8 protein-coding genes are annotated in these 12,296 nt (G+C 44.6%); 6 read left to right on the top strand and 2 right to left on the bottom strand.

The window, feature by feature from the left end:
• Nucleotides 1-3 precede the first annotated feature (3 nt).
• From I588_RS28040 to I588_RS07910, 4 genes are read left to right on the top strand one after another with little or no spacing between them, the layout of a single operon-like run.
• The gene (locus tag I588_RS28040) at nt 4-129 is read left to right on the top strand and encodes a hypothetical protein (RefSeq protein ID WP_281169963.1); all 126 of its coding nucleotides are present in this window, start codon (nt 4-6) and stop codon (nt 127-129) included.
• Nucleotides 130-180: 51 nt separating this feature from the next.
• Nucleotides 181-1,002, top strand: coding sequence for a formate/nitrite transporter family protein (locus tag I588_RS07920; RefSeq protein ID WP_010755566.1), 822 nt, complete (start codon nt 181-183; stop codon nt 1,000-1,002).
• A 19-nt stretch (nt 1,003-1,021) separates the two neighbouring features.
• On the top strand, nt 1,022-1,915 hold the full coding sequence (gene hemC / locus I588_RS07915; RefSeq protein WP_010755567.1) for a hydroxymethylbilane synthase: 894 nt from the start codon (nt 1,022-1,024) through the stop codon (nt 1,913-1,915).
• Nucleotides 1,840-2,583 (top strand): uroporphyrinogen-III synthase, encoded by a 744-nt coding sequence (locus I588_RS07910; protein WP_081632972.1) that lies wholly within the window; start codon nt 1,840-1,842, stop codon nt 2,581-2,583. The genes hemC and I588_RS07910 overlap by 76 nt, the downstream gene beginning before the upstream one ends.
• A 30-nt stretch (nt 2,584-2,613) precedes the next feature.
• Here I588_RS07910 and I588_RS07905 read toward each other — a convergent pair whose 3' ends face one another.
• Nucleotides 2,614-3,081 carry a DUF2798 domain-containing protein gene (locus tag I588_RS07905; protein WP_010755569.1) on the bottom strand — a complete coding sequence of 156 codons (468 nt, stop codon included), beginning with the start codon at nt 3,079-3,081 and terminating at the stop codon, nt 2,614-2,616.
• Nucleotides 3,082-3,280: 199 nt separating this feature from the next.
• On the opposite strand from I588_RS07905, the gene I588_RS07900 reads away from it, so the two are divergent.
• On the top strand, nt 3,281-10,840 hold the full coding sequence (locus I588_RS07900; protein WP_010755570.1) for a SpaA isopeptide-forming pilin-related protein: 7,560 nt from the start codon (nt 3,281-3,283) through the stop codon (nt 10,838-10,840).
• Nucleotides 10,841-10,911: 71 nt separating this feature from the next.
• On the opposite strand, the gene I588_RS07895 is transcribed toward I588_RS07900, so the two are convergent.
• Nucleotides 10,912-11,283, bottom strand: coding sequence for a VOC family protein (locus I588_RS07895; protein WP_162141124.1), 372 nt, complete (start codon nt 11,281-11,283; stop codon nt 10,912-10,914).
• Nucleotides 11,284-11,475: 192 nt separating this feature from the next.
• Between I588_RS07895 and dapB the strand changes: the two genes are divergently transcribed.
• A complete protein-coding gene (dapB, locus tag I588_RS07890; protein ID WP_010755572.1) occupies nt 11,476-12,273 on the top strand; it encodes a 4-hydroxy-tetrahydrodipicolinate reductase in 798 nt (265 codons plus the stop codon).
• The last annotated feature ends 23 nt before the right edge of the window (nt 12,274-12,296 follow it).

The following is a 12,296-nucleotide window of genomic DNA, read 5'->3' as shown; positions in this document are numbered from 1 at the left end:
CAGGTGGGGGAAAAGCGGGATCGCCGCTTTGACGAAATCAGCGAACGCTATTTGTCAGAGCAATCCTTTTGCCAAGTATTGTTCATTGATGAACAAGCGAAGGCTGTTTATGAAATTGAACCGGATTAGCGATCCATGAGGAAACAGACGGCAAAAAAATAATTAGTAGGAGTGTTTTACATGTCATTATCACCAAAAGAGTTAGTAGATGAAGCGATTGCCCGCGGAAAAGCCAAGGCGAATTACAGCCTTCTAACCACGGCAGTATTAGGAATCATGGCGGGTGTTTTTATTGCATTAGCCGGCGTAGCGATGATTCGTACGATGGGTTCGATGCCAAAAGAGTGGGGAACCTTCGTTAATTTAATGGGCGCCTTAATTTTTCCCTTTGGACTTATTTGTTTGTTACTGGTTGGAGGCGAGCTGGTTACCGGAAATATGCTGGCAGTCAGTATGGCTTTGTATGCCAAGGAAATTACATTAAAGCAGTGGGCACGCAATATGTTTCTAGTTACGCTGTTTAATTTAGTAGGTGCAGTAGCCGTCGCGATTTTCTTCGGTTATTTCTCCAACACGCTGCAGGGGGCATTTGTGGAACGTACGATTGCCGTTGCCCAGGGACGAACAGCCGATGGGCCGCTGCAGGCCTTCTTATCGGGAATTGCCTGCAATATTTTGGTTTGTACAGGTGTTTACATGAATATGGCTTCCCGTGATTTTGTCGGGAAAATGTTTGGTACGCTGCTGCCGGTAGCGGGTTTTGTCATTGCAGGGTATCAGCACGTGGTAGCGAATATGTTTTTAATTGCCGCAGGGATTTTAGCTGGTGGAGCAACTATTGGCGAATTTGTGCAAAACATGGTCTTTGTTTGGAGCGGCAATCTAGTCGGCGGCGGAGTCATTTTAGCAGGGATGTACTTTTTAGCCTTCAAGGTAGGCATGAAGCCTGCTGGCAAAGAGTTGGAAAAGCAAGACAGCTCGTCTATAATCATAGAAGAATAAGTTAGATAGAGGGAAAATGATGAAGACCTTACGAGTAGGTACGCGGAAAAGTCCGTTAGCTATGCGTCAAACCCAGCTAGTAGTGGATCAATTGAAAAAAATTTATCCGTTAGACATCGAGATTGTCGGACTTTCTACTAAAGGCGATCGTATGCCTCACGCCCCCTTAACCCAAATTGGGGGAAAGGGCGTCTTTGTAAAGGAAGTTGAATACCATTTGCAGCAAAAGACGATTGATTTTGCCGTACACAGCTTGAAGGATTTACCAGCACGCCTGCCTGAGGATCTAGTGTTAGCAGCTACTCCTAAACGAGCTATGCCCTATGATTGCTTGATTCTCAAGGAGCCAATGAATTTAGCAGCTAAGGAAGAAATTATTATTGGAACCAGCAGTATTCGCCGGAATAAGCAAATCAGCAGGCTTTATCCCCATGCGAAAATAGTACCTATTCGCGGAAAAATTGAAACCAGACTGAAAAAAATGGTCACTGAGAACATGGATGGGACTGTTTTGGCCTGTGCTGGTTTGGAGCGTATGAATTATTTTGATCAGCTGCCGGCCTATCGGATTCTTTCTCCAGCTGAATGTGTGCCGGCAGTGGGACAAGGAATTTTAGGCGTTGAATGTCGCAAGGAGGATGTTGAGCTGCAGCAGCTGTTGGCTCAGGTCAGTGACCCAGACACGCATTTAGCTGCAGAGGCCGAACGCTACTTTTTGCGCCAGATGGATGGGAATTGCGAAATTCCGATTGGTGCTTTTGCGAATCGATTATCGCGGGACTGGGAATTTTATGGTTTTTTGGCAGAGGATTTAGAAGCTGAAGGTGTTAGGATTCGATTGACAGGAGGCGATCCGCTATCGTTAGCCAAACAGGCAATCAAGGAGGTAATGCCCAGCAAACAATACTGCTGACCCGTGGGGATGGACTGAATGCAGCAGATCAGGCTTTTTTTGAGGCAATCGGCTATCAAACAAGGGTGCTGCCGCTAACATCGATTCAGACTCTGCCGTTAGCAGGGGAAGAATTGCAGCAGCTTCGTTTGAGCAGCTGGCTGTTTTTTACCAGCCAGGCAGCAGTCCCAACAGTTTTAGCCCAGGTACTGCCGGGGATCAATGTAGCAGTTATCGGCCAGAAAACGGCGGAGGCCGTTCGAAGAATGGGGGTCGAACCGGCTTTTATCAGCTCTAAGGAAACCAAACGGGAGATGGTAAAGGAATGGCGAATGCTGTATCCGCAGCCAACCACTATCTTTTATCCCAAAAGTCAGCTGGCAGACAATCTGCTGGAGCAAATGCTTGAAGATACGTATCAGGTGCACAGCTTTGTCGCCTATCAAAATCTGTTTTTGCCAGATAATCAGATCAAGCTGGATGACCTGCTTAGAAAAGCAGCTGTTCAAAGCGTGTATTTCACCAGCCCATCTGCATGGCGACGTTTCTATTCTGTTTATCAGCACTATTATTTACCGCTGGAATTGATCGCGATTGGTGAAACCACCAAACAGGCAATTGAAAAAACGGGCTGTAAAGCCACCTTGATAGAAAAATATACCGCAGTAAACGAAAACGGACAAATCTAGCCTAAAGGCTGTGATTTGTCCGTTTTCGTTTTAGCTGACTGCTGGTGACTCCTCATTGTTGGCTTGAATCTTTTGTAGAACCATCCGTGAGAAAGGTCCGACGAACAGTAATTGCAGCGGTAGTGCCGCAATGAAGTTCATTCTCCAAGCCATTAAGTAGTCAGAAAACAAATGACTGGTAAAACCAATTTCCATCATCATGCCGAATAAAGACATGAAGGTAACCATCCCTAAAACCATTAGTGAAGAAATCGCAATAATCGCCTGCCATTTCTTTTCTCGGTTAATTGGCAGCTTGAACGCCAGTTTCTTAGCATAAACACCCACAACAAAAACATCCAAAATAAACGCAACCACAAATCCCGGAACTAAACCAATCAGCAAAGCACTAAGAGTAAAGCTTTGGTGAAGCAGCAGGTTATACGAGCTCATCCCCAAAACCATTAAAAAGCACATCAGTGTAGTAAAAATAATTCCTTCTTTTTTGTTTGTTGGCAAATAAATCCACTCCTTTTCTTAAGTACAGGTTTTACCATAGCACATTTGAAAATTTCATGTAAGTTTTATTTTTAAAAATTTTCCTTAACTATTTCAGAATTAGAAGCTTGTCATTTACAATCATATCTTTTCATAAAAATAGGGTAATTTGATAAGATAAACGAGTAGATAACAACTGTTGTAATTAAGGAGGATACAAATGAAAAAGACCAGCTTCAAAATCATTTATTTTTTTATGACAATTATCGTAATACTCTCCAACCTTGCGCCTTTAACGGTAATTGCTGAAACCCTTTCAACCAATGAAATTATTCAATTAAAAACGTTTAAACTAACCGAAGCTGCCGAGGGACAAATTAGTGGGGAGCTCAATTTAGACGTGGGGAATGATCAGTCTTCGATAAATGAGACAATTCTCACTTTCGATGAAGGAGTCACGGTACAAGAGGCAACTGTTACGCCGACAGACAATACTGTTGTGGCTGAAACAGCCGATCAACCGTCAAGTATTTCGCAAATCCAGCCTGAAGCAGCAACCTCCTCCAGCGATGGATTAACCGAGTCCCCGCTTCAACCGCTGAAACCAACGACCATCACTAAAAATCAACTTCGCCTTGTCACACAGCCGAATGTGCATAGTAGTCCAGTGGTACGTATCAAATTAACTGTTGATTCACCAGACAAAAAGGAAATCACAGTCGCGGCTAGTCCGCAACAGCAGCTGACCACTGAAATTCCGCAGCCTGCCAACGAATCAAGTAGCGTTGAAACAACCGAAACCAGCAGCGAAGCCGCGTCGACAGCTCAATCGTCTGAGTCGACTGCTGAGGAATCAACAACCCAATCGTCTGAAGCCAGTACTACCGAAACAACAACCAGCTCCAGCAAAACAACCGAAACCCAAGAATCAGCTGATTCATCAAATAAAGAGGCTGTCCAAAGAGCTGCTGCACCGCAGCGTGAAGCCGAAAATATTAAAGATTTAATTGATCAATATTCTCCTGGTGATCGTTTTATTACTAATGTGGAAACAACCATTCCTAATCCAGCAACCATTTCAGATCCCAGTAGTCTGCACATTGACTTTGCTATTCCAGAAACTGTTCGTACGCAGCTGCAAATTGGTGATTATTACGAAGTACCTTTGCCACAGGGCTTGAATGTTTCTTCTTTAATTGCCGATCAAAATTTGGTTGACCCCAACGATCCAAGCATTATTTGGGGAAAATATACGATTAACCCTGCCAGTAAAACCATTCGCATTGTTTTAACCGATACAAGCGGCGGAACCACGGGCACCTTTGAACCCTTTCAAACCGGGGCGATTGATTTTTCTACCCGTTTTGATCAGCAGGTGATTACTCGTCCAGGAAACAATCAAATTATTTATCCTAGTGAATACAATCTGCCACCATTGACGCTGATGATTCAGCCAACCACCAGCACGTCTGTTTCAAAGGCCGGTACCTTCGACAAACAGGTCAATCCAGAAAAAATTATTTGGTCAGTCGATGTAAATAAGGATTTGTCTTCGTTAGCTTCACCAACCTTAGCGGAAGCATTTCCGGCAAATACTACCTATGAGTCAGCACAAGTATTTCCGCTGGAGGTGAATTTTAATGGAGAAGTCACTTCAGTCAGCAACACAGCACTGGAACCTGATCAGTACCAAATAGATAATAATGGCAATATCACGTTTTCCGGTACGATTAATCAAGCCTACCGAGTGGTTTATACTACGCGGATTAATGATGAGGCTAAGCCGTCAGAAGGTGGAAATCCAACCTTTACCAACAACGCAACCTTTAACAACTTGCCAGCCAGTGCAACGGTAACGGCTAATTACGGCAAACGAATTGAAAAGGTTCAAGACAATTATTCAGCCTCCAACCAAGAGTATACCTGGACGATTCGTTATAATTACGGGCAAAAGGAAATTGCCGCTGGAACGACTGTAACTGATACTTTTTCAAGCAACATGGATATAAAAGCGGAGGATGTACAGCCTTATTATGTCGCTATTGCAGATAATGGTGCAATCTCTCGAGGACTGCCAGTACCTGCGGATGCCTATACAGTCACTATTACACCAGGTTCACCAACAAGTACGATGACTGTTACTTTTAATGATACTGTTCAGCAAAATCAGGCGATTAATATTGAGTACACCTCGAAAGTGAATTCGATTGTTTCGGGAGAAAATGATCCCGTCATTACCAATCGGGCAGAAACCGGCGGGATTACGACTACGCCAAATATCACACCGCCAGCGCAGCAGGCTGTCATTAAGAATCGACCAACTGTCGAGGTTGGATCTAAAGTTGCCAAGTGGTCAGTAGATATTAACCGCAACGGCTATCAGCTAAACAATGCGGTGTTTACCGACAAGCAGGATCAATCAGAAAAAGGCTATCTTTCGTATCCTTACTATCCGCAAGGGGGACAGGATGTAACCGGCGTTCGGATCGTTGATACGACAAACAATCAGACATTGACTGGTCGTACGTTGATTGATGGCACACCTCAAGGCAACGTCAGCAATCCAGATTTTGAAATCAATATCGTTACCAGTAATGGCGCAGGTAACGAAGCGCAAGGTGATCCTTATAGTGAGTTTACGATTCGTTTTTTGAATAATTATCAGGAAACCGATCATACGTTTAGGATGGAGTACCAAACAAAATACAATCAGTTTTCTAGTACGAATCCACCTTATCCGCAACGATTAGCCTACAATAACGGAATTGAACTGGATTGGACAGACGAGAACAATACCAGTCACCATTCTAAATCGAATAATGGCTTTGAAACTAGTACGCAGGAAGCCAACAAAGGAGAAAAATCCGGCAGCTATAATCCAGTGACTAAAGAAATTACCTGGACGATTGTGGCCAACTACAACAATGCTCAGGTAGAAAACTTTACCTTTAATGATCCGATTACCGGAAACCAAGTCTATATTAAGGACTCATTGAAGATTACCCGAGGAACAATTGATGACGCTAACGGACAATTTATAGCTGCTCAAGCTTCTGAATATCAAGGAGAACAAAAGGATCAAGGTTATATCGACTACACCGAACCGGAAAAATATTTTTCCAATGGGACTATTACCGATCCTGCAGGTGCTGCCAATGAACTGAATATTTCTGTAGGGGATGCTCAGCAAACGATTCCTGGCTGGAATACAGCAGGTGCACCTCGTGTGTATCAGATCCAGTTTAAAACCAGCTTGAAAGGTCAAATTCTACAAGATCAAAGTACGTATGACAATATTGCCCATATATCCATTGAGGGAGTTGTTGAGAATTTACCAGCCTCTATTTCCCTGCGCTACAATCAGGAAACGGTGAATAAATCGGTCAACTACGACGCCAATACCAATGAGATCAATTGGGGATTATGGATTAATCGAAACCAATCCTTGCTGGTACAGCCGACTATCACTGATACGCCCTCCAATAATCAAATCATTGATCCGGATTCAGTCGAAATTCATTTGGGAGAAGTGGCTAGTGATGGAACGGTTAGTGAAACGAATCAGACTTTAGTCAAAGGGACAGATTACACGGTTAACATCACAACCGATAACACGACAGGTCAGCAGCAGATGGTGGTTGTCTTCTCCGAAAATTACTTGGAGGATGGTCAGACCCAAAAAGGATTCATCGAGAAGCCTTATCGTTTGACCTATAGTACTAAACCTAATTTCACTACTGCCTCTGAACAGGTGAGCAATTCAGTGAATGTTTCGACTAAAGAAGGCGTGATACCACGTCCGGGCACTGAGACCGCCACGCAAGTTCAGATTTCTAATACTAGCGGAACAGCGATTGGGCAAAAGGGCAGTGTAACGATTCGTAAAACAAATGGACATGGAGCTGTTTTAGCAGGAGCGAAGCTTACTTTAACCCGGGTGTTTGCTAATCCGAATATTCCAGATCAGCCCTTGTATGAGCTGACAACAGACCTAACAGGCAGTGCCACATTTGGAAATCTGGTTTATACCAATACCAATCCAACCAATGGCTTCCGCTATATTTTGAAGGAAGTAGAAGCTCCAAACGGATATACCATTAGTGATGAGCTGGTAAATGGTATTGAGCTAGTGGTAAATCAGGATTCTTCTGCAGCGAACGCGGTAGAAACCATTGAGAACCAGCCGGTGTCAGTTACCTTTAACAAAGTAAATGCAGCGAATCAAGCTATTTCCGGCGGGTTATTTAGTTTAGAAAAGCAAAATGCTGACGGAAATTACGAAATTTATGACTCGCCTTTTGCAGCGAATTCTTCAGGCAAGGTGCTGTCTAATTTGACGGATGGCAACTATCGATTGTTTGAAATCATTCCTCCGACAGACGAGGCGGGTAATTTAGGGTATCTCTTTAACCGAACACGTTTGGCCTTTACGGTGTCACCAGATGCGGATGGCAGACGGCAGGTGCGAGTCGATGGGACTGCAACAGATACCTTAACACTTAAAAATTATCGAGGCAGTGCGGAGCTTTACAAGCATAATGAGGCTGGCGTACCAGTGCAGGGAGCTAACTTCTCTGTTCAGTGGGCACCGTTTAATTCTGAAGATTTTACGGATTATCGACCAGGAACCATTTATACTACTAATGCCCAAGGAAAATTAGAATTAACCGATTTAATTCCTGGGAAATATCGGGTGAAGGAAACGGCTGCACCAGATGGGTACTTTGTTAACAATCATTTGTTCAATTTTGCAATTGATCAAGCTGGTACGGACGGTTCACCAGCTGTGGTTCAACTGAACACCGCCAGCAATCCATTAATTGACTATCTCGGCAATGCTCGTTTTAGAAAAGTGGATGGCAGTGTGTTTGCTGAACCAGGGGAAGAAAAGCCGCTGGCGGGAGCTGTGTTCCAGCTGTACAAAGCAGATGGAACAACCAAAGTCGGTAGTCCAGTTACCTCTGGACAGGATGGCTACTTTAGTTTTGAAAACCTGCAGGCCGGCGAAGAATATCGCATTCGTGAAGTAACACCGCCGAGTGGTTATATTCGTAATGATACGGTGATCCGCTTCACCATGCCAACCTCAGCCAGCAGTACGCCGACCTTTATTACCAATGCTGGCGAAAAGCTGGTGTACGATGAAACAACCGCCTTTAAAAACTATAAAGAGCATGTTCGTTTTAGAAAATTAGCCCAAGATCGGATTAGTGAAAATGCTACAACCCCGTTGGCAGGAGCAAAATACTCCTTAGAAGTCCAAAACAACGGTCAATGGGAGGCAGTTCCTAACCCAGAACAGCTAGGGGCCGATCCTGATGGAAACTTCCTTTCAGCTGAAGACGGCTATGTCCGGGCAATGGAATTAAGCCCTGGCAGCTATCGCTTTATCGAAACTGAAGCACCAGCCGGCTATATCCGCAATACTCAACCGATTCCTTTCACTGTTCCAACAGGTGGAATTGGTGATCCAGGTATTCTAGACATTGATATAGCTGCTGACGAAAACATCAATTACAAAGGCGCAGCACAGTTAATGAAGGTTAACGAAGACAACGATCCCGTAGCAGGAGCAGCCTTCGAAATTTATACCGCTAGCAACGAAAAAGTTGCGGAGGCTACAAGTAATGCAGCTGGTGAGGTTTATGTTGAAGGGTTAGCACCAGGAAATTATTATTTCAAGGAAGTCAGCACCGCTAACAAGCAATACTTAGTCAACGAAACACCGGTTCCATTTACGATTGCAGCTGAGTCTGCCGGGAAACCAGCGGTCGTGAAAGAAAATGAGCAAGATTCGCTTTCACTAACCAATTACTTAGGCTCAGCCGAATTAGTGAAATATGCAGCAGATGGTACAACCGTTTTGTCAAATGCAGCCTTCGAAGTTTTGAACGAAGCTGGCGAGGTTGTTCAACCGAATGCAACCTTTGAAACCGATGCAACCGGAACCGTCCGCATTGATCAATTAGCACCAGGAAATTACCAGTTTGTCGAAACAAAAGCACCAGCCGGGTACATTCGCAATACGACACCCGTCCCATTCACTATTTCTGATGCAGCACTTGGGCAGCCGGAAGTTGTGAAAACAAATGACCAGGGTGATCTCAAGCTGTTGAACTATCAAGGCTCTGCTCGGATGATTAAGCAAAACGAAGCCGGTAATCCATTGGCGGAAGCGAAATTCAGCTTAGAGCAGCAAACCGCGGATGGCTGGAGCCCCGTTGAAGCTTATCAGGATGAAGCTAATTGGCTGGAATCAGCGGAAGATGGGTCAGTAACAGCAGAAAATCTAAGCCCGGGAACGTACCGCTTTGTGGAAGAACAGGCGCCAGCCGGTTATCTGCTGAACACAGCAGATTTACCAGCCTTTGAAATCGCGGCAGACAATGCCGGTGCACCAGAAACAGTTACTACCTTTATTGATGACAGTGGTCAGGCGCAAACCTTAGGAGCCACCAACTATCAAGGAACGGCTCAAATTCAAAAATACACTGAGGAAAACGGTAGCGAAATGGTTCTCCCAGGCGCTATCTTTGACGTCATTGACGCAGAAGGGAAAACAGTCGCAACGGGCATTGAAAGTCAAAGCGATGGCATTGCCACCGCCGAAAATCTAGCGCCAGGAACGTATCGTTTCAAGGAGGTTCAAGCGGCTCCCGGGTATGTCTTAAACGAAACACCTTCTGAACCATTTACAATTGCAGACAATGCGCAAGGTAAACCAGCCATCGTGCAGGTAGGCAAGTTTATGAACTTCAAAGGCACCATTCAACTGAAGAAGGTAAACGCAGAGGATAAAGCCTTGGCCGATGCTCATTTTGAGCTTTGGAAAGTTGATAATGGGAATGAAACCAAGATAACAGAAAGAGACTCTGACAATGAAGGGCTGATTAACATTACGGCTTTAGAGCCTGGGGATTATGAACTTAGAGAAACGAAAGCCCCAGCCGGCTATATTGTCAACACCGATCCAATCGACTTTACGATTGCTTCTAAAGCAGCTGAGCAAAAGGTTCAGGATTTAGGCAAGTTTGCCAACTACAAGCAAGGAATTCGTTTAGTTAAACAAAACGAGGATGAACGTCCGTTGAAGGATGCCGAATTCCAGTTACAAAGTCAGCAAGGCAATCAAGTACCAGACAGCGGCAAACTAGTGTCCAACAGCCAGGGGGAAGTTGAGCTGAAGGATCTAGCGCCAGGCGACTACCAATTAGTGGAAACCAAAGCGCCAGCCGGGTATATTCGTGATACGAAACCCTTAGAGTTCACGATTAAAGCTCAACAGGCTGGTCAACCTAAAGTATTAGACTTAGGTAAATGGACCAACTATCAAGGCCAAGCTCGTTTGACGAAGGTGAACGGCAGCGGTGAAAAATTGAAGGGTGCGGTATTCCAGCTGCTGGATGAAAAACAGGAAATTCTGGAATTAGCCTTGGATACCAATGGGCAAGGAGAAATTAACCTGAATGCGTTGGCCCCAGGTACCTACTACTTCAAAGAACTAATTGCACCAAATGGTTATCAAAAGAGCGATCAGCTGCACAAGCTTGTGATTCCTGCAAAAGCAGAGGGCAAACCTAAAACAGTTGAAACGACGGTAACCAACGAGAAAGTACCATCACCGAAAACACCAGCTTCACCACATGGTACAAATAGCACAACGGGCAGCCGTTATCCGCAAACCAATGATCAAAATTCACCAATCTTATGGTTGGTAGGGATTCTCATCGTGGTTAGTGCGGGAGTCGGCTTCTGGCTGAAACGAAGAAATAGGCCATAGCAAATGAACATCCGCTGACAATCGTTAGCGGGTGTTTTTCTTTGTGGATAAGTTCAGGTAAATTGTTGACGTTAAACCCAAAACGCCCAACGGACATCAAAGCGATCGATGAATCGAACGACACACGGACTGTAATCCGTCGGCTGCATTGGTTCGATGGTAATACTGTGTTCTTGCAGTACAGTGTAGGCTTTTTTCAGGGAAGCTTCGTCGTCAAATTGAACCGAAATCTGGTATCCTCCCGATGTTGAAATACCATCGTTGTTTCCAAAATCGTTCACCATTAACAACTCATTATGGATAACGATTTCGCCATGAACCACAAGCGACTGCTCGGCATCCTCTATCAGAGTTTGAACCGTCGCACCAAACGCTTTTTTGTACAGCTCAATGGCTTTCTTGCACTCGCCGTTAAAATAAATATGAGTTACTAACACCAGCATCCCTCCTCGTAAAATATAAAAGCGCAAACGTTTTACAAATTGTATCATAGAAAAAACTGAACAATAACGGATAGATAAAGAAATAGTCAATTCCGCTTACTAAAATCAGCCGGTCTTTTCCAAAATTTCTTATTTTACTACCAGCTTTCGTGATACACTGCAAGTAACAAAGTAAAAAGCGAGGCGAAAAGTATGAAAGTACTTGTAGTAGGTCCAAAGGGGAAAATGGGACGATTAATTACGCAGATTGCTGCAGAACGGGAAGACATGACGCTGGTTGGCGGCGTAGGTCCTGTGGGAAGAGCGTATATCGGCCAGGACCTAGGAAATGTAGCAGGAGTCGGTTATCCGCTGAACGTACCAGTAGTGGATCGATTGGAAGAGGTAATTGATGATTGCGATGTACTCATTGATTTTTCAACTAGAGAAATGGCATTGGAAGCTTTACAAGCAGCTGTTGCTCACAAAAAGGCATTTGTTTGTGGAACGACTGGTTTTTCACCAGAGGAAATGGAGAAATTCAAGGAAGCTAGTCAACAGATTCCGGTGTTGTACGCTGCCAACACTTCAAAGCTGGTAAATGTGATGAACCGCTTGTTGGAAATTGCGGCAACAGCCATTGGCAACGAAACAGATATTGAAATTATCGAGATGCATGACCGCTGGAAGAAGGATGCTCCAAGTGGTACCTCTAAAGAAATAGGTGAGGCGCTGGCAGAAGCGCTGGGTCTTGAGCTTGCCGATGTAGCCGTATTTGGTCGGAAAGGTGAAAGCTTGCGCCAGGAAAATACGATTGGCTATCATTCAATGCGCATGGGGGATTATCCAAGCAGCCACATCGTGAACTTTGGCGGCTTCGGTGAACGGCTGGAAATCAGTCACCACAGCTACAACTTCAGCTGCTTTGCCAGCGGCGCCTGTGATTGTGCTGCATTTTTAGCAGACCAAAAGCCTGGGTATTATACGGTTAAGGATGCCATCAAATTCTAACAAAAGCGAGCCTCCGCTGGGAA

The sequence above is a fragment of the Enterococcus pallens ATCC BAA-351 genome (assembly GCF_000407485.1).
GTDB lineage: Bacteria > Bacillota > Bacilli > Lactobacillales > Enterococcaceae > Enterococcus_A > Enterococcus_A pallens.
This window is presented reverse-complemented; position numbering and strand designations above follow the sequence as displayed.